The sequence below is a fragment of the Aequorivita nionensis genome (assembly GCF_046352995.1).
Classification (GTDB): domain Bacteria; phylum Bacteroidota; class Bacteroidia; order Flavobacteriales; family Flavobacteriaceae; genus Aequorivita; species Aequorivita nionensis.
This window is the reverse complement of record NZ_CP130281.1, coordinates 200,832-220,462: the sequence shown is the minus strand read 5'-3', so window position 1 is coordinate 220,462 and position 19,631 is coordinate 200,832. Positions and strand designations below refer to the sequence as shown.

The window sequence follows — 19,631 nt, the reverse complement described above, 5'->3', positions numbered from 1 at the left end:
CCCAGGATTAAAATACATAACTATGAAACACAGTTATCTAACACTACTAATTTTGATTTTACTTGGCACGTTTTCAAGTAAAGCGCAGCAGGATCCACAGTACACACAATATATGTACAATACACAGGTGGTAAACCCTGCATATGCAGGAAATCGTGAAGCCCTAAGTTTCGGCTTACTATACCGAACCCAATGGGTCAATTTTGGTAAAGGAGCGCCCAATACGGGAACATTCACGGTAAATTCACCTGTAGCGGAAAATATGGGCCTAGGTCTATCTGTAGTAAATGACAGAATTGGACCCTCAATAGAAACTAACTTTAATATAGACTACTCCTATAGCATCAACACTTCCGAAACGGCGAAGTTGTCTTTTGGTCTTAAAGCTGGTTTGGATATTTTGGATCTTGATTATTCAAGACTAAATCTTCCAAGAGATCTTTATAGCGACCCTTACTTTGATGAAAACAACATAGACAATAAACTTCAACCACAAATTGGAGCTGGTATTTACTATAATACTGAAAAGTTTTATGCAGGACTTTCCGTTCCAAACTTTTTGACTACCAAACATTTTGACAAAAGTAGTATTGGAAATACTTCAGTAGAAACAACAGCCGCAGAGCGTATGCACTATTTCTTGATTGCAGGTTATGTGTTTGATCTTAGCGATAACTTAAAGTTTAAACCAGCAACCCTTTTCAAAATGGTGAGCGGTTCCCCGTTACAGGCCGATGTTTCTGCCAATTTCTTGATCTATGATAAATTTACTTTAGGAGCTGCATACAGATGGAGTGCTGCAATGAGTGGTTTAGTAGGTTTTCAAGCTAGTGACCAAATATTTATTGGTTTCGCTTATGATTATCAAACAACAGATATTGAAGCATACAGTGATGGTTCTTATGAAATTATGTTTCGCTTTGAATTGTTCAACAGACCAGAACGAGTGCTAACTCCTAGATTCTTCTAAAAAAAAATAAAGACTATGAATACATTAGTACGCAATATATTACTTTTTGCCTTAGTAGTTCTTACTGCAGGCAGTACCTTTTCTCAACAGAAGGATATTAATAAAGCGAACAAAGAATTTGACAAGTATGCTTATATAGACGCCCGCGAAATCTATTTAAAGGTAGTTGAAGATGGGTATGAGTCTGCAGAGATTTTTAAGAAGTTGGGAGACACTTATTATTTTAACAGCGATTATACAAGTGCTGCAAAATGGTATGACAAACTTGTAAAACAATTTCCTGACCAAACAGAACCAGAATATTATTACAGAGCTGCACAATCTTTGAAAAGCTTAGGTAAATATGATGAATCTGATGCTCTTTTAAAAAGCTATGTGGCAAAGGGTGGAAAAGGCTTGGTAATTAAAAAATATGAAGATGACCCTGATTATTTGAAAAGTACCGTTTTCAAAACAAGAGATTTTGTACTTGATAAAGTAGCGGTGAACTCTTCAAATTCAGATTTTGGTGCAGCTTTTTATATGAAAGATAAAGTGGTATATACTTCAGCAGGAAATACTACTGGTGCTAAAATAAATGAATGGACCCAAGAACCTTATTTGGATCTTTTTATTGCTGATAGGGCGGCTAATGGTGAACTGAGTAACCCAATGAAGTTAGGAGGAGATATAAATACTGAATACAACGAGTCTACCGCTACTTTTTCAAAAGATGGAAATACGGTTTACTTCACGAGAAATACCTATTTAGATGGTAAAAAAGGACTTGATAAATCAAAGAAATTCAAGACTTTAAGATTAGCATTATACAAAGCAACAAAAACAGGAAATTATAATTGGACTAATGTAGTAGAGCTTCCTTTTAATGATAAAGGATATTCAATAGCACATCCAGCATTGAGTTTAGACGGAAAAAAACTATATTTTTCTTCTGACATGCCAGGTACATTAGGGATGTCTGATTTATGGTATGTAGATATTCTTGGCAATGATAGTTACGGAACTCCCGTAAATTTAGGTCCAGAAATAAATACTGAAGCTAGAGAATCTTTTCCTTTTATAAGTGAAAAAAACAACCTATACTTTTCTAGTGATGGACGTTCAGGTTTGGGTGGTTATGATGTTTTTGTAACTCCATTAGACGATGATGGAAAGCCCGGGAAAATTACAAACTTAGGTGCTCCTTCAAACAGTGCGCAAGACGATTTCGGTTTTGTGATTAATGAAGAAGATCGTATTGGATATGTTTCCTCAAATAGAGGAGGAGATAAAGGCAGTAAGGATGACGATATTTATTTAGTAAAGGAAATTTGTTCAATAGCCATTCAAGGAAAAGTGTTTGATGAAGAAACAAAAGAGCCTTTGCCAGATGCACAAGTAAGTTTATTGGATGAGAACAATCAATTGGTCAGTCAAACTACAGCAAAAAACGATGGAACATATAGTTTTGTTGGTGATTGTGGTACACAATACACTGTTAGAGGGGTAAAAGAAGGGTACAATCCTTATGAGAAAATGATTGAAACGCCATTGCTTTCTGGAACTGTAGATGTGCCGCTTCCGCTGAAAAGAATTGGACCGTGCCCACCAAATGATTTGGGTTGCAAATTAAACCTTCAGCCAATTTATTTTGATTTTGACAAATCGAACATCCGTCCGGATGCTGAAATTGAACTAGCTAAGATTCTTGCTGCAATGAGAGAATATAAAGAATTGATTATCCATATTGAATCACATACAGATTCTCGTGGAAATGATAGCTATAATGAAGCTCTTTCTGAGCGCCGTGCACAATCTACACTTCAATGGTTGGTTGGTAAAGGTATTGATGCAAGCAGGCTAACTGCCAAAGGATATGGAGAAACGCAACTTGTTAACCAATGTTCAAACGGAGTTCCTTGTACTGCCGAAGAACATCAGCTTAACAGGAGGTCTATGTTTATCATAAAAAATTAAATTAACCAAATTAAGTTATGCGAAAGCGTTCAATACTTTCTATTGAGCGTTTTTTGCTTTTAAAAGACTTTCCCTTTTTGTACTTTTGAGCCAAAAGGCATTAATAAATGATTGAAGAAAAAGTTATCCTCGTAAATGAAAAAGACGAGCAATTAGGGCTGATGCCAAAACAAGAAGCCCATGAAAAAGGAGTGCTTCACAGGGCGTTTTCGATCTTTATATTTAATGACAAAAATGAATTGATGTTACAACAACGGGCGTTGCATAAATACCATTCCCCTGGGCTTTGGACCAACACCTGCTGCAGTCACCAACGTGATGGTGAATCTTCTTTAGAAGCCGGAAAAAGAAGGCTTTTTGAAGAAATGGGTTTCGTTACTGATTTAAAGGAAACCACCTCATTCATCTATAAAGCACCTTTTGACAATGGTTTGACTGAACATGAACTTGATCATATTCTCCTTGGAAATTTTGAAGGAACCCCCAATATTAATCCAGAAGAAGTTGCTGCGTGGAAATGGATGGACCTGGAAGAAGTAAGAAAAGACATTCAAGACAACCCCGAAATTTATACGGCCTGGTTCAAAATTATTTTTGATAAATTTTATCAACACCTACTTGTATGAGTCTTACCGTTTATAGAAAAGCACATTTTAACGCCGCACATCGACTTTTTAAAAAAGAATGGGACGATGCCAAAAATCTTGAAGTTTTTGGCAAATGCAGCAATCCCAATTATCATGGTCACAATTACGAATTGGAAGTGGGAATTACTGGCGAAATTGATCCCGAAACAGGCTTTCTGATGGATTTGAAAATTCTAAGACAAATTATAGAAGAAGAAATTGAAGACGCCTTTGACCATAAAAACTTAAACATAGAGGTTCCCGAATTTAAAAACCTAAACCCTACTGTCGAAAATATTGCGGTGGTAAGCTGGAATAAAATAAGAGCTAGAATAGATTCTAAGTTTGACATTTCAATAAAACTTTACGAAACCCCTCGTAACTTTGTTTTTTACAGCGGCCAGTGATGATTACCATTTCACCTTTATATCCACTAAAGTTTGAACCCATCTTAAAACAAAAAGTATGGGGAGGCACTAAGCTGAACAAATTATTTAAAAAAATAGCTAAAGGAAATATCGGTGAAAGCTGGGAAATTTCTGGAGTTACTGGAGATATTTCCGAAGTAAAAAACGGATCATTGAAGGGCAAAACCCTCACTAGATTAATTGAAAATTATAAAGGAAAATTAGTAGGAGAAAAAGTATATCAAAATTTTGGAAACACTTTCCCCTTGCTTTTTAAATTCATTGATGCCTGTGAAGATCTTTCCGTACAAGTTCATCCAGATGACGTTCTTGCAAAAAAAAGACACAACTCTTTTGGCAAAACCGAAATGTGGTACATCTTAGATGTAGAAAAAGGCGGAAGACTTATCCTTGGGTTCAATGAAGAGATGGATCAACAAAAGTATTTGAAATCGCTTTCTGAAAATAGAATTACAGAAATCTTAAATTCTGAACCAGTAAATAAGGGCGATGCTTTTGTTTTAAACCCAGGAACTGTGCACGCTATTGGAGCGGGTATTTTACTGGCTGAAATTCAACAAACTTCAGATATTACCTATAGAATATACGATTGGGATAGGCCAGACACCAATGGGCAAATGAGACAACTTCATAACGATTTGGCTTTGGAAGCTATTGATTTCAGTCCTTCCAAAGCAAAGATGAGTTATAAGGAAGAGAAAAATATACCTGTATCTATTGGAACAACCGATTTTTTTAAAGTAAATAAAGTTGTCCTTTCCCAAAACTACGTTCGCGATTTAGAGGAAATTCCTTCATTCACAGTCTATATGTGTTTGGAAGGCACTGCCATTATTGAAGCTGATGGTTTTTCAGAAAAAATTAAAAAGGGCGAAACTATCTTGATTCCAGCCCAATTGCCTGAAATAAAATTTATTACAAATTCAGCAAGCTTTTTGGAAGTGTACATTCCGTAAATGTTCGTACCTTTGCCCGATTTAAAAAATTACCAAGAATAAATAATAGCAATAAAAAATAAAGAATAAAATGGCAAACGTAAGAGATTTAAAAAAAGACATTAACTATGTATTGGGCGATATTATTGAGGCTGTTTACATCTGGGAACTTACCAACGCAGATAAAGACAACAAAAAAGCCGAAGGAATTATAGATGAAGCCATCGTTACTTTTGATGACCTAATTACAAAAGTGAACCAAAAAGATGTTGACAATAAGAAAAAGCACTTTAACACTGTTAAGGCTGAACTTGAAGAACGCGGCAGAAAACTTATAGATAAAATTAACGCGCTATAAAACAGTGTCCGTTTTTTTACGATTCAGTATGAAAGACTCCAATTCCTTACCGTATTTGGAGTCTTTTATTTTTGGCGTTAGTGAGTTGTAAACAGTATCCAAATACTTAATATTGGAATCATAAACCTCACTCAACATTAAATATGGCGCTACCTCACGATCTTTGTGGTTGATTGCAAAATTAATAGTTGCTAAGTATTTATTGGAAAGTAAAGCGCGCTGCTTCTGCTCAATTTTAATTAATGAAGAATCTGCAACATCATTACCCATTTTCAATCTTTCTTCAATTAAGCTCAAGTTTTTGATTACATATCGATTCTTCAGTTTAAGATATGCTTTAAGTGCTTTGTCGTTTTCAGAACCTGTAACTTCAGCTGCACTACCAAAATTTTTCAGATTGGTTTTAATATTCAGATCAGCATTTTCAGCAAAAAAAGTAATGCGATCATCTCGCAATGTTCCATCTTTCAAACGAACATAGAGATAATAGATTTCCGGACTCTCAATTTTTTCAGAAAAGGAAAAATTTGAATTTCCGTCAACCACAATAGAATCTACAGTAACCAAAACCGTATCCTCAAATTTTTGTAACAGAATTGTTCCTTTTTTCAGACCCTTCACGTTACCTGTGAGGTTCATCATTTCCGTATCGGTTGAACAACCAATGATTGTTAAAAAAAGAATTGCAGTAGCAAGAAAATAGCGCATTATTATCTTTTTTAAAAGCCAAAATAGCTTCGGTTTTAGAAGGTGCAAATATGGCTATTTTTTTTGAAAATTTATGCAGTTGAAGCTAATTGCATAAGCACCGTACATAAAATTGCGCCAACCGTTCCAATTGCATAGCCAAACACAGCCAAAAGAACACCAACTGTAGCTAAAGAAGGGTGGAAGGCTGAAGCAACGATAGGCGCCGAAGCCGCTCCGCCAACATTTGCTTGACTTCCAACGGCCAGAAAGAAATAGGGCGCCCGAATCAATTTTGCGATCAAAATCATCAACCCGGCGTGAATTGCCATCCAAACAAGACCAATAACAATAAGCCATTTATTGTCAAAAATTAAAGTCAGATCCATTTTCATCCCGATACTCGCTACTAATATATAAATGAAAACACTCCCAAATTTACTGGCACCGGCACCTTCATAACTTTTCAATTTAGTAAAAGAAAGCAAAACGCCTATAATGGTTGTAATTGTTATCATCCAAAAGAAGCTGGAGTCAAGGAATGTGAAGATATTGCGTGTTATGCCTTTTGGAATTCCATCAACCACCGATGTGAAAAAACCGCTTAAAAAATCTGCGCCAAAATGTGCAAAACTCACCGTTCCAAAGGCAATAGCTGCAAGAATCATCAAGTCTGTTAGAGTTGGATTTCTATCTACTTTTCTGGTGTAATCAGAAACCTTCTCTTTTAAGCTTTCAATGGCTGAAGTATCTGCTTTCAACCATTTGTCGATTTTTGCTGATTTCCCAATTCCGAAAAGAATTATCGCCATCCAAATATTGGCAACTACAATATCAACAAAAACCATCCCTCCATAGAGTTTTTGATTATAGCCATAAATTTCTAACATTGCAGTTTGGTTGGCGCCCCCGCCAATCCAACTTCCCGCAAGTGTTGAAAGACCGCGCCAAACAGCATCTGTCCCGACCCCACCAACGGCTTCGGGGTGAATAGTTCCAACTATCAAAACAGCCAATGGACCACCAATAATAATTCCAGCTGTTCCCGCTAAAAACATAATTAAAGCTTTTGGCCCTAAATTGAAAACACCTTTTAAGTCAATACTCAGCGTCATCAGTACTAATGCAGCCGGCAATAAATACCTACTGGACATATAATATAAACTTGTGCTTCCCTTTGAGACTTCTCCAGTTTCAGAAATGGAAGTCCATTCTGGTGAAATGACGCCTGAGGTAGTCAGTAATGCTGGAAGAAAATAAGCCATAAATAGCGCTGGCACAATACCATAGAATTTTTTCCAAAAACCTTCTTCGCGTGAAGATGTATAAAAAATGAAGCCTAACGCTATCATTAAAATCCCAAAAACAATAGTGTCATTAGTAAAAAGGGGAGTGGAGTCCTTTAACATTTCGGCGGTTGTATCTTGCATTTTTGATGGTTTTGATGCAAAATACAATTATTTTTTAATTTGAATTATTTTTTAATGAAATCACTGACAGTATTAATCAATTCAGGCATTACGGGAAGGTTATATATATTGTAGGACTTGCTGTTTTCCAAATCGTTTCCTTCAATTTCTTTAAAAATATGATTCATTTTTGGAATGATTAAGTATTCAGCATCTGGCTTTGCATTTTTCAACAATTCAGCTTCTGAAACTTGTACTTGAGTATCTTTATCACCATTAATTATCAAAATAGGAATGTTAAGTTTGGCTATTTCCACTTTTGGGTCATACTGCATCCAACTGTAAATAAACGGCTGAATATCCTTTCTGAAAATAGATGCCAGCCCAGGGCTATAATTGTAGGCTACACCGTTGGCGCGAAGATCATCAAAGGAAGTCCGTGCGTTATCCACAAGCCCTGGTGCTTGTTTGGCGAGCTGATCCACAATTACATCGTCAATTTCCTGTCCTGCGCCTGCTATAGAAACAAAGCCGTCCGCACCACCTTGTGCAGCCACCATGCCAACAAGTGAACCTTGGCTATGGCCAATTATGTAGATTTTTGAAAACCTTTTGTCTTTTTTAAAATATTCAAGTACTGCAACAGCATCATCAATAAAATCACCAAAACGTATGTTTTTTTCATTTATCGTTCTTTGTTTCATTTGCTTTACAATCCTTTTGTCGTACCTGAAAGTGGCAATTTCATTGTCGTAAAGCCCTTCGGCCAAAAATTTTAAAGAGTTGTTGACTACCATTTGCTGGTTGCCGTTTCTGTCTGTAGGACCACTTCCGCCAATGATTATCGCCAATGGCAACTTTCCGTTTACTTCAGGCGTTTGTAACGTTCCATCAATAAGTGGAGTGATGCTTAAATCTTCGGAAATATATTTTTGGTTTTGGGCGGTGGCTATAATTCCGAAGAAAAAAAGAAGAATCAAAAAGGTGTTTTTCATCTATTTGTTTTAAAACTAAAGGTTGCAGTGCATGATTTAACAAAGAAAGTGTGAGAATATTGTTATGGTTTCAACCTTTTATAAATGTACTACAATAAATATAAAAACGTGATTTCTTTATTAATTTGAAAAATTTTGGTTCTTTTTTGAAATTCAGGATGCTATCTTTGTCAACCCTGAAATGGGTTTATCCAAAATAAAATTTTTGTGAAGATGAAAAAGTTTGTAGCAGTGTTATTAGTTTCTCTTTTTTCAACTGGTCTTTTTGCAAGTGAAGACTGGGGAAAGACAGGCCACAGGGCGGTCGGTGAAATAGCTGGAAAATATTTGAGTAAAAAAGCAGAAAAGCAAATCTTAAATTTATTGGATGGCCATTCTCTTGCCTTTGTTGCAAATTATGGAGATGATATAAAGAGTGATCGTGCTTATGACCATTACAGCCCTTGGCATTATGTGAATTTTCCGTTTGGCGAAAAATACGAAACACATCCCAAGAGTGAAAAAGGCGATATAATCCAAGGAATAGAAAAATGCATCACAGTTTTAAAAAACGCTAATAGTTCAAGGGAAGACAAAGTTTTCCATTTAAAAATGCTGGTCCATTTTATGGGCGACCTACACCAGCCCTTACATATCGGTCTGGCTGATGATAAAGGAGGTAATGACTTTCAGGTACGCTGGTTTAATGATGGTACAAACCTTCATAGCGTGTGGGATTATAAAATGCTGGATTTTTATGAAATGTCCTATACTGAAGTAGCTACAAATACCGATGTGCTTTCAAAAGAACAAGTGGAAGCCATAAAAAAAGGAAACGTTATAGACTGGATGTATGAAAGCCGTGTGCTTTGCGAAGATATTTACGCGAATACAGAAATAGGGGAAAAGTTAAGCTATAACTATATGTATAAATATATGAATACACTACGTTCCCAACTTCAAAAAGGAGGCATTCGGTTAGCGAAAGTTTTAAATGAAATTTTCAAATAATTTACATACTCAATTTTCTTCAATTAAGTATAAAGATACGCCCAATACATCAACCCAAACTGTAACGGAAGCCTGAGTATGAGTACCCATTTTGGTAGTTTCATTGCTGCATGCTCATTCTGTAGCATATAAATATGGACAGGTAAAAAAGCTACAAGCATAATTATAATGCCCCAAGCTGCTTCACTTTGAGTGTTTTTATTCATTATCATAAAACCCAAAATCATTTCTACAAAACCGCTTAACATGACCATTGCGCTATTGGCGGGAATGTATGGAGGCATAATACGCTCGTATAATTTTGGTTTTCGAAAATGGTTCATTCCGGCCAGCACGAAAAGAACTCCTATTAAATATTGGTGCCAAGGTAACATATTCTTTGTTTTAGTTTTTAAAAGTAATCTTTTTGAAAGTCTTGCAAAGATTCAATTTATTAAAAAGTGAAAGCCCTCCTATTTTTAGTAGGAAGGCTTTCTTTTTTAAATTAATTTATTTATGAAAAAATTACTCTTTTATCAAGCGTTTCACAGTGCTTGCACTGTCACCAATAATCTGTACCATATAAACTCCAGAGGCAAGTGATGAAACATCTACTGCTTTCACACCTTGCATAGTGCGAAGGTCTGTCTGGCTTACAAGTTTTCCGTTTATGTCATAGATCATCATTTTCTCAAGAGAAATGTTGGTCTTGTTCACAAGGTTAACCACATTATCCGCTGGGTTAGGGTATAACGCCAAACCTTTGTCCAATGAGTTTTCATCTACTCCAATAGTAGTTAGAACAGTTAGTTCAAACGTACAAGTTGAAACATTTCCATACTCGTCAGTAGCTGTCATTGTGATGGTGTATGTGCCATCAGACAATGGAGTGCCTGGAGCAGGATCTTGAGATAGGATGGTTACAGGATCTGTACAGTTGTCATCTGCAATTGCCTCGCCGGTAGCGAAATAATCTGGCAGGATGTAGAATAGGTTACCAGCTCCCGGATCAACAGTTTGATCTGCTGGGCAAGTAAGTTCTGGACCTAAAAGATCTACAACTATAACATTGGCTGAGCAAGAAGCAATGTTTCCACTTGTGTCACTAACAAAAGCAGTAACAACCAAAACTGTTCCTATATCTGCACAACTCACTTCAGTGATATCTACTGCGGCGGTAGCAATACCACAAGCTTCAATAACGTCACTTATAATGTCATAAGGGTCGATGGTAGCTGTACCGTCTTGGCCCAATTCTATAACAATATCTGTATTGGTGTTTGCGTAAGTATAAGTAATGCCCCAGCTATTAAGCGTTCCTGTATCACCGCCTGCATTATCTGAGATTGTGATGATCCAATCACCCAAGGTGCTTTCGCCGTTGAAAGCGGCAAGTGGGTTATTTGGACTAAAGGTTCCATCAATAGATGGTACGCCTGAGCCACACTGGCTTTCAATTGGAAGAGCTGCTGCGTCATCAAGCGTTGCAAGGATGTCATCACCGCTACAACCAACACCACCGCCAGTTCCTCCTATACGATCTACAATCATAACAGAAGTTCCTGCTGGTGAGGTGATAGTAACATTTATATCACCTACCCAAGTGTGGGTAATATCAAGATTCACATTCAGATCGTCAATTGAAACATCATCTGTAATGGTCAAAATTGAAGTAACTCCAGTTGGGTCGTTATCTGGTATTGCAAGATTTGGACTATCACTAACTGTTTCCGTAACTGTTGGCTCAGGGCCGCAAGTGATTACTGGAGCAATCAAGTCTATCACATTTATTGTAGCAATGCAGGTAGAAACGTTTCCGCTGTCATCTGTCACGGTAACTTCAATTTGGTTTTCACCAAGGTCTGCACAAGTAAAGTCTAGGCCAGAACCACCTCCAGTAGTATAATGTATGTTTCCATTAAATACGCGTGGCTGGAATGTGCTTCCAGAGAAAGGATATCCTCTCGCTCCACCTTCTAGAAATTCAATGTTTGCATCTGAAGCCCAAACGTTTCCTGTTCCGGTTCCATTGGTATAGTTAAGACCACCAGTGGAAAAATCAGTTGGAGTTACATAGAAAGCATGTGTTTCACCTGCAGCCATTACATAATTAAGTGTCAGGTTAAGTGGTGTTGCTACACCATCCCCATTTGAAACTACAGCTACTGCAGTACCTATTAAAGTCCAAGCAGAAGGGTCTGCTTCAAAACCTACCCAAGTTCCTGTTTTGGCATATACTTCTACGTCAAATGTAGCACCTGTGTCTGCATTGATGTCAAAAGAATCAATTGTAACATCAGTAACCGCATTTACGTCAAACATATTACCAAAGTTTCCGTTGCCACCAGCAAAAGTGGTAGGAAGAGTTTCCGAGGAACCTCCGCCAACGCCACCGGCGCTAATTGTATATCCACAAGCTTCATCAACGCTCTGAATAAGATCATTCGGATCTACGCTTACCATTCCGTTTGCATCAAGGAAAACATCCAGCGGAGTTGCGGAAACATCATAGGAATATTCAAGTCCCCAAGTATTTAAAGTTCCAGTATCACCGCCTGCATTGTCGGAAACGGTAAGAGTCCAATCTCCCATACTGCTCTCGCCATCAAATGCAGATAACGGGTTGTTAGGGGTAAAAGAACCAGATGCGGCAGGAGGGCCTGGCTGGCACTCGTCTTCAATAGGAGTTGCGGCCTCATCATCCAAAGTGATCATCAGGTCATTGCTAGAACAACCTACACCACCAGAGGTGGTTCCCATTCTGTCAATAAGGACAGCTGTAGTTCCGGCAGGAGATTCTAGAGTAACAATAAGATCACCAACCCAGGTATGGGTAATATCAAGATTAACATTAAGATCGGTAATGTCAAAATCATCCGCCACGGTTATGGTTGTTGACACGCCAGCTGGATTGCTGTCAGGTATTGCAAGTGCAGGGCTGTCAGAAGCTGTATCGGTTACTGTTCCAGGTGCACCTATACAGGTTATCACTGGAGCGGTAACGTCCTGAACGGTAACGGTAGAGGTACAAGTGCTTGAATTTCCAGCATTGTCAGTAACTGTAAGGGTTACTGTGTTTACACCGGTCATAGAGCAATCGAAAGATGAAATATCAAGAGTCATAGAAGCAATGCCACAGTTGTCTGTAGAACCGTTGTCTACATCAGCAGCGGTAATTGTTGCCATTCCAGTTACAGGATCAAGATCCACTGTTATATCTTGGCAAACTGCTACAGGAGCTTCGTTGTCAACTACGGTAACCATAAAATTACAGGTTACGGTATTGCCATCACTATCGGTAACGGAAAGTTCTACCACAGTGTCCCCCACTGGGAAAGTACTTCCGCTTGCAGGAGTGGCAATAATATCTCCAGAAATGTTACCATCTTCAACATCAAAGGCAACGCCAGCAAAGTTAGCTACGCCACCACAAGTACCAGCGGTATTGTTTATAACGATATCTGCAGGACACACGATTGTTGGTGGATTACCTACAACAGTTATTTCACTGAAGTTAATACAATAGTTGTATAATGTACCGGTATCACCTCCACTATCGTCACAGATACGAAGAGTCCAATCTCCATTAATAGATTGACCTGCAAGTAAGGTGTTTAATAAGCCGCCTTCTGCGAGATAATCTCCAGCGGGGGTGCCGCCTGTCCAGCCAGTGATGGCATTCGCGGAACCATCATCAAAAACCAAAATTGACCTGGTATCTAGCCCACTACTACCTCCATTATCCGTAGAAAGTTCTACAGTAACGGCTCCACCGGGGGAAACCAAATAAATGTCAAGATCGCTTGCCCAAGTATGTTGTAAATCGATCTCAATAGAATCCAAGATATAATCTCCAGAACCCGTCCCAATAGTACCAGTTGCGGCGACGGTTGCTGGTGAAAGAGTTGGGGAAGCGCAACCAGCCCCTCCACTTCCTGATGCCGGAATTGGTTGTGGGTTGCCAGTCCCGCATTCAGCAACAGGTCCTCCAGAAGCTGGACTGCAATCTCCAGAAAGCAAAAACACCATATCTCTGGGCACTCCAAAAGTTAATGCTCCTGGTTGCCAAACATATCCATTAGTACTAGCTTTGTAGGCAGCTTCGCTTCCTGTAACTAAATCTTTTGCAAGCCAAAAAGGATTATCGGTTACATTTGGAATAGCGTTTTCTAGAGCTACCCAATATTTTGTTCCAGCTGCACCTCCATCTAAGGAAACTCCACTACTGGAAAGATCAAATATAACTTCCCTTAAGTTTCTGCTAAAAGCTGTCCCAACAATAGCTTGGGAAACAGGCGCTTGCGAAGGCAGCGTGGCTATCACTGTGCCTGGCAAACCACCATTGTCTGAGTAGAAAACAATGGTTGTGCTGTTTATAACGTTAGGGTCAAACAAAGCCACTATAAAAGAAAAGGATTCTGGTTCAAATATTTCACCAGCTGAAACCATAAAATCATCTGCAACACTTCGGCCAGGATCTGTCGAAGTAATACTATAACCATTTGGCGCACCTACCATTGGTTGTGAAAAACTACAGGGAGCTAACATAAAGTTTTGCAGTGCCCCATTTCCGTTGAGGTGCACATCGGGATGTGCGCCTGTTGCCACTAAATTACTGGTCTGGGAATAACCAATACCAATAATAAAAAGCATTAATAATGTAATTTTTTTCATAATTAATCATATTTAAAGTTAGAGCATTAAATATATGTTAAAATATTCGCATTTACGTTATTATTTTAAAATTTTATGTTAAAGAAATTGATATAATTTATTTTATTGTGAAATGTGTCAGAAAGACCATAAAAAAAGCCACTCCGTAATTTGGGAGTGGCTTTTAATGGAGCCTAAGAAATAAAAAAAATTACTTAATCATCTCATAACTTCGTTTTATGAACGCTGTAAGCTCTTCTCCTTTTAACAAGTTTTTGCTTAATCTTGCCAAATCGAGCGCTTGGTTTACCAATCTCTCTTTTTTCTTTTCAGTTTTCGTATTCAAAATTTCGCTCACTAATTCGTGATTGGTATTTACAATCAGATTGTACATTTCAGGGAAGCCTCCCATCCCGAACATACCACCGCCGCCAGTTTTCTGCATGTCTTTCATTCTTCGCATAAACTCGGGTTCGGTGATAATGAATGGATTTGCATTACTGTCCAAAGCTTCTAACTGTACGCTAAATTTTTCCTTCGGAATAACGCCGTCCAAAAAGGTTTTCAGCGTTTCTTTTTCTTCATCTGAAAGTTTTGAAATCTGGGCATCGTCTTTTTTGATGAGGTTTTCAACGTGATCGCTGTCCACACGTACAAAAGAGATTTTTTCTTCACTACCTTCCACTTTTTGAAGTAGATGCGTTACTATTGGAGAATCCAAAAGCAATACTTCATAGCCTTTCTCTTTTGCCGCTTCAATGTAGCTGTGTTGTTCTTCTTTATTTGAAGCGTAAAGAATCACGGTATTTCCATCTTTATCTGTTTGAATATCTTTTATCTTTTCCTTTAATTCTGAAAAAGTATAAAAAGTGTTGTCAACTGTTGGATAAAGTGCAAAATCCTGCGCTTTTTCGAAGAACTTATCTTCCGTCAACATCCCGTATTCAATAACGATTTTAATATCATTCCATTTCTTTTCAAAACCTTCGCGGTCACTATTGAAAAGACTTTTCAACTTATCTGCAACTTTTCGGGTAATGTAGCTTGAAATCTTTTTCACTGCGCCGTCAGCTTGCAAATAGCTTCGCGATACGTTCAACGGAATATCCGGACTGTCAATTACTCCGCGGAGCATCGTCAAGAATTCGGGCACGATCCCTTCCACGTTATCGGTTACGAAAACCTGGTTTTGATAGAGCTGGATTTTATCCTTTTGAATGCTCATATCATTTGTCATCTTCGGGAAATAAAGAATTCCGGTAAGATTAAAAGGATAATCAACATTTAAGTGAATGTGGAAAAGCGGCTCCTCAAACTGCATTGGGTACAATTCGCGATAAAATGAATTGTAGTCCTTATCTTCCAATTCAGTAGGCTGCTTAGTCCAAGCTGGGTTTGGATTGTTGATAATGTTATCAACTTCCTGTGTTGGTGCTTTGTCTTCTTCTTTTGCACCTTCGGGTTTTGGAAGTGTTTCGGTGCGCGTTCCAAATTTGATTGGAATAGGCATAAACTTGTTATACTTCACCAACAACTCACGGATACGGCTTTCTTCCAAAAACTCTGTGGAACCTTCCGCAATGTGAAGAATGATTTCCGTTCCACGTTCTTTTTTATCTGCTTTTTCCAAAGTGAATTCCGGCGAACCATCACAAGTCCAATGCACAGCGGGCTCGTCTTTGTAGCTTTTGGTGATAATTTCCACTTTTTCGGCAACCATAAATGCAGAATAGAAACCAAGGCCGAAATGACCGATAATTCCTGCATCTTTTCCGTTTTTGTCTTTGTATTTTTCAATGAATTCCTCGGCGCCGGAAAAAGCGATTTCGTTGATGTATTTTTCAACTTCGTCTTTGGTCATCCCAATTCCTTGGTCAATAATGCGAAGTTCCTTTTTCTTTTTATCGAGCTTCACTTCAATCATTGGGTTGCCGTATTCCACGCCTTCAGCTTCGCCAATGTTGGCCAAATGTTTCATTTTTAATGTGGCATCCGTTGCGTTTGAAATTAATTCACGAAGAAAAATCTCGTGGTCGCTGTATAAAAACTTTTTTATCAGCGGGAAAATGTTGTCCACTGATACATTGATAGTTCCTTTGCTCATTTCGTTTTATTATTTATTGTTATTTTTTCTTTAAAATCTATTTTCCTATTAGTCAAATAAAGTACCAAGCCCCAAAATTCTGACACGATGTCACTATATAATTTTAAAAAAACGAGTCGAAACTTTAACAGAATATTCTGTTTAAACAATTAAATAAAACATTGAACAGTGGTTATCTTTGTGTTTTAATAATGGTAGATTTTTTAATTCATTTCTAAACACTTACAATATAATGGATACTGTAAATATAAATTCCCCAGCCTCCAAAAAATCCCTTCCCAAAAGTAAAATGAGCAAGGATAAAATAATTTCGGCTTATATGGAATGGGTGCTTTTGAAGGAAAAAGCGCCGCTCAGCGTTTTCAAATTTTGTAAAGAGAACAATTTCAAAGAGCCTGAATTTTACAATTATTTTGGCTCCTTTGAAGGGCTGCAAATGGCAATTTGGAATTCGTTTTATGAGCAGACAATTACTTTGGCTAATAAAGACGAGAATTATTCCGAATATTCCAATCAGGAAAAAATGCTCACTTTTTTCTACACTTTTTTTGAAATGCTTACCCTCAACCGCAGCTATATTCTCTTCACCTTGCAGGAACATCGGAATATGATGAAAAGTTTGAGCCAACTGAAAGGACTTAGAAAAAATGTAAAACACTTTGCTGCGGAACTTATTAGGGAAAACAACGAAGAGAAAAAGCTAAAAGTATTGAAGCAATCCGTAACTATTTTTTCCGAAGGAGCTTGGTTGCAAACCCTTTTTCTTCTAAAATATTGGATGGACGACAATTCAGCGGGTTTTGAAAATACGGATATCGCAATTGAAAAATCCGTTCGGGTCATCTTCGATGTTTTTAATACCCAGCCACTTGAAAGCATCCTCGATTTTGGAAAATTTTTATGGAAGGAAAATATGGCTTAATGAAAACGATAAATAAAATTCCCACAAACAAAATTCAGCGTGCTTCAAAATTAATGACAACTGGCGTAAAAGTTGGCGGAAATTATTTGAAGTATTACGGAAAAAAGCTGGTCAATTCTGAAACCACAAAAGATGAATTGAACGAAAGCAATGCCGAAGATATTTATGACGGTCTAAAAAATTTAAAAGGAAGCGCGCTAAAAGTTGCCCAGATGCTGAGCATGGAAAAAAACATAATGCCGAAAGCGTATGTTGAAAAATTTTCCTTGGCACAATTTCAAGTTCCACCACTTTCCGCACCCTTGGTTCGTAAGACCTTCCAAAAATATTTTGGCGATACGCCCGAAAGCCTCTTTGACACTTTTAATGCAGAATCTGTTGCAGCCGCCAGTATTGGGCAAGTACACAAGGCCACGAAGGACGGAAAAAATTTGGCGGTAAAAATCCAATATCCTGGCGTTGCCAAAAGCATTAGCAGTGATCTGGCAATGGTAAAGCCGGTTGCGATGAAAATGTTCAACATAAAAGGAAAGGACAGCCAAAAATACTTTAAGGAAGTGGAAGATAAATTGCTGGAAGAAACCGATTATTTGCTGGAAGTGGAACAAAGCAAGGAAATAACTGAAGCATGTAAAAACATTCCGAATCTACTGTTTCCCAAATATTACGAAGAACTTTCCGGCGAACGAATCATAACTATGGATTGGATGACGGGCGAGCATCTTTCGGAATTCACATTTACAAATACCGATAAAGAAAAAGCGAACAAAGTAGGACAGACGCTTTGGGATTTTTATATGTTCCAAATGCACCAATTGAAAAGGGTGCACGCCGATCCGCATCCCGGAAATTTTCTGGTGGATAAAGATGCAAACCTGATTGCGATAGATTTTGGTTGCGTAAAAACTGTTCCCGAGGAATTTTATATTCCTTATTTTGAATTGGCAAAACCGGAAAACATCAACAATCCCGAAGTGTTTTTGGAAAAAATGTACGCTTTGGAAATTTTAAAGGAAGAAGATTCTCCCGAAGAAACAAAATTCTTTTCTGAGTTGTTTTTTGAAATGTTGAGTTTGTTCACAAAGCCTTTCCACAATGAAACCTTTGATTTTTCGGATGCTGAATTCTTTGGAAAAATTGCAGAGCTCAGTAATAAATATTCAAAAGATACAGAGCTTCGGAAGATGAACGGCAATCGCGGTTCCAAACATTTTCTGTACATCAACAGAACTTTTTTCGGTCTTTATAATTTGATGAATGATTTGGGAGCCAAAGTTTCAATTAATAATTATAAAAATTTCGTTTAAACTTTAACAAAACTTTGTTTAAAGCATTAACAATTTCACTAAACAAAGTATAGTATCTTTACAATTGAATAATCGAATATAAAATTGCTATGAAAAAGTAAAATATTCTATTATTTAATTGGTTAGGTTGTTTAAGAAGGGCGCATCTTTTGCGCCCTTTTTTGTTTTACAGGATAGATTTTTGGTTTTTGCTATGCGTGCATACTATATAAAGTGCAATTTGTTTCCCTGAAATACAGCAGATACTTATCTTTCCACATGATTTAAAACATACATAGATGTACACTTCAAAAATTACTGGTTTGGGTTATTATGTACCCGAAAATGTGGTTACAAATGATGATCTCTCAAAATTGATGGATACCAACGATGCTTGGATTCAAGAAAGAACAGGTATTAAGGAACGAAGACATATAAAAAAAGGCGATGGCAATTCTACCTCGGTGATGGCTGTAAAGGCATCTACCATTGCATTGGAACGCGCCAATCTTGAGCCTAACGATATAGATATGATTGTTTTTGCCACGCTGAGTCCAGATATGTATTTTCCGGGCGGTGGGGTAGAAGTTCAGGAAATGATGGGGATGCGAACCATTCCAGCCTTGGACGTTCGGAACCAGTGTACGGGTTTTGTTTATGCGCTTTCTGTTGCTGACCAATTTGTAAAAACAGGAATGTACAAAAACGTTTTAGTAATTGGTAGCGAAAACCATAGCGGCGGTCTCGATTTTACCACACGTGGCAGAAATGTTTCCGTAATTTTTGGTGATGGCGCTGGCGCGGCAGTGGTTTCAAGAAATGAAACTGGAAAAGGCGGAATTCTTTCCACACATCTTCACAGTGAGGGCCAGCATAAAAACGAACTTTCATTAAAAGGCCCGAGTACCGCACACTGGGTGCCCGAGATTATTGCCGAAAACAACCAAGAAGATATTCCGTATTATCCATATATGAACGGTCAGTTTGTTTTTAAGCACGCAATTGTTCGTTTTGCTGAGGTAATTCAAGAAGGCTTAAAGGCCAATAAGCTTGAAGTGAAAGATATAAATATGTTAATTCCACATCAAGCTAATCTTCGCATTTCGCAGTTTATTCAGCACAAATTAAAATTGACTGATGATCAGGTTTTTAATAATATCCAAAAATACGGAAATACAACTGCGGCTTCTATTCCCATTGCTTTAACTGAAGCTTGGGAAGAAGGAAAAATTAAGGAAGGTGATTTGGTTGTTTTAGCAGCTTTCGGAAGTGGTTTCACTTGGGGAAGCGCTATTATTAGATGGTAAATTTCTTCGTTATAAAAATATAAAAA

The 19,631-nt window shown here is 37.7% G+C and carries 16 protein-coding genes; 10 read left to right on the top strand and 6 right to left on the bottom strand.

The genetic code is table 11. The annotated features are described in order from the left end of the window. Positions 1-22: 22 nt before the first annotated feature. The 6 genes from Q2U82_RS01045 (at position 23) to Q2U82_RS01020 (ending at position 5,273) form a co-directional block, all read left to right on the top strand. Complete coding sequence (locus Q2U82_RS01045; RefSeq protein WP_410005921.1) at positions 23-970, top strand: type IX secretion system membrane protein PorP/SprF; 948 nt, start codon at positions 23-25, stop codon at positions 968-970. Positions 971-985: 15 nt separating this feature from the next. Next, positions 986-2,926: an OmpA family protein gene (locus Q2U82_RS01040; protein WP_410005920.1), complete on the top strand. Its 1,941-nt coding sequence runs from the start codon at positions 986-988 to the stop codon at positions 2,924-2,926. 107 nt (positions 2,927-3,033) lie between these two features. Next, positions 3,034-3,552, top strand: coding sequence for an isopentenyl-diphosphate Delta-isomerase (idi, locus tag Q2U82_RS01035; protein ID WP_410005919.1), 519 nt, complete (start codon positions 3,034-3,036; stop codon positions 3,550-3,552). Continuing rightward, positions 3,549-3,959: a 6-pyruvoyl trahydropterin synthase family protein gene (locus Q2U82_RS01030; protein ID WP_410005918.1), complete on the top strand. Its 411-nt coding sequence runs from the start codon at positions 3,549-3,551 to the stop codon at positions 3,957-3,959. The genes idi and Q2U82_RS01030 overlap by 4 nt, the downstream gene beginning before the upstream one ends. Then, positions 3,959-4,936, top strand: a complete 978-nt coding sequence (locus tag Q2U82_RS01025) for a type I phosphomannose isomerase catalytic subunit (RefSeq protein WP_410005917.1) — start codon at positions 3,959-3,961, stop codon at positions 4,934-4,936. The genes Q2U82_RS01030 and Q2U82_RS01025 overlap by 1 nt, the downstream gene beginning before the upstream one ends. Before the next feature lie 70 nt (positions 4,937-5,006). Beyond that, positions 5,007-5,273 carry a hypothetical protein gene (locus tag Q2U82_RS01020; protein ID WP_410005916.1) on the top strand — a complete coding sequence of 89 codons (267 nt, stop codon included), beginning with the start codon at positions 5,007-5,009 and terminating at the stop codon, positions 5,271-5,273. On the opposite strand, the gene Q2U82_RS01015 is transcribed toward Q2U82_RS01020, so the two are convergent. The 3 genes from Q2U82_RS01015 to Q2U82_RS01005 all read right to left on the bottom strand — a co-directional run bounded on the left by Q2U82_RS01015 (position 5,268) and on the right by Q2U82_RS01005 (position 8,364). After that, complete coding sequence (locus Q2U82_RS01015; RefSeq protein WP_410005915.1) at positions 5,268-5,981, bottom strand: DUF4369 domain-containing protein; 714 nt, start codon at positions 5,979-5,981, stop codon at positions 5,268-5,270. The genes Q2U82_RS01020 and Q2U82_RS01015 overlap by 6 nt on opposite strands. Positions 5,982-6,052: 71 nt before the next feature. Beyond that, complete coding sequence (locus Q2U82_RS01010; protein ID WP_410005914.1) at positions 6,053-7,390, bottom strand: DUF819 domain-containing protein; 1,338 nt, start codon at positions 7,388-7,390, stop codon at positions 6,053-6,055. Positions 7,391-7,434: 44 nt separating this feature from the next. Next, complete coding sequence (locus Q2U82_RS01005; protein WP_410005913.1) at positions 7,435-8,364, bottom strand: alpha/beta hydrolase family protein; 930 nt, start codon at positions 8,362-8,364, stop codon at positions 7,435-7,437. A 213-nt stretch (positions 8,365-8,577) separates the two neighbouring features. On the opposite strand from Q2U82_RS01005, the gene Q2U82_RS01000 reads away from it, so the two are divergent. Beyond that, complete coding sequence (locus Q2U82_RS01000) at positions 8,578-9,354, top strand: S1/P1 nuclease (RefSeq protein WP_410005912.1); 777 nt, start codon at positions 8,578-8,580, stop codon at positions 9,352-9,354. Between the two features lie 23 nt (positions 9,355-9,377). Here the strand turns inward: Q2U82_RS01000 and Q2U82_RS00995 are convergent, their stop codons facing one another. The 3 genes from Q2U82_RS00995 to htpG form a co-directional block, all read right to left on the bottom strand. Next, on the bottom strand, positions 9,378-9,728 hold the full coding sequence (locus Q2U82_RS00995; protein ID WP_410005911.1) for a MauE/DoxX family redox-associated membrane protein: 351 nt from the start codon (positions 9,726-9,728) through the stop codon (positions 9,378-9,380). Positions 9,729-9,858: 130 nt separating this feature from the next. Next, complete coding sequence (locus Q2U82_RS00990; RefSeq protein WP_410005910.1) at positions 9,859-14,007, bottom strand: proprotein convertase P-domain-containing protein; 4,149 nt, start codon at positions 14,005-14,007, stop codon at positions 9,859-9,861. A gap of 190 nt (positions 14,008-14,197) precedes the next feature. Next, positions 14,198-16,090, bottom strand: a complete 1,893-nt coding sequence (gene htpG, locus Q2U82_RS00985; RefSeq protein WP_410005909.1) for a molecular chaperone HtpG — start codon at positions 16,088-16,090, stop codon at positions 14,198-14,200. A gap of 232 nt (positions 16,091-16,322) precedes the next feature. Here htpG and Q2U82_RS00980 point away from each other — a divergent pair, with 232 nt between their 5' ends. The 3 genes from Q2U82_RS00980 to Q2U82_RS00970 all read left to right on the top strand — a co-directional run bounded on the left by Q2U82_RS00980 (position 16,323) and on the right by Q2U82_RS00970 (position 19,605). Then, positions 16,323-17,012 (top strand): TetR/AcrR family transcriptional regulator, encoded by a 690-nt coding sequence (locus Q2U82_RS00980; RefSeq protein WP_410005908.1) that lies wholly within the window; start codon positions 16,323-16,325, stop codon positions 17,010-17,012. Next, complete coding sequence (locus tag Q2U82_RS00975; RefSeq protein WP_410005907.1) at positions 17,012-18,319, top strand: ABC1 kinase family protein; 1,308 nt, start codon at positions 17,012-17,014, stop codon at positions 18,317-18,319. Before Q2U82_RS00980 ends, Q2U82_RS00975 begins: the two co-directional genes overlap by 1 nt. Positions 18,320-18,597: 278 nt before the next feature. Continuing rightward, positions 18,598-19,605, top strand: coding sequence for a 3-oxoacyl-ACP synthase III family protein (locus Q2U82_RS00970; RefSeq protein WP_410005906.1), 1,008 nt, complete (start codon positions 18,598-18,600; stop codon positions 19,603-19,605). Positions 19,606-19,631 lie beyond the last annotated feature (26 nt).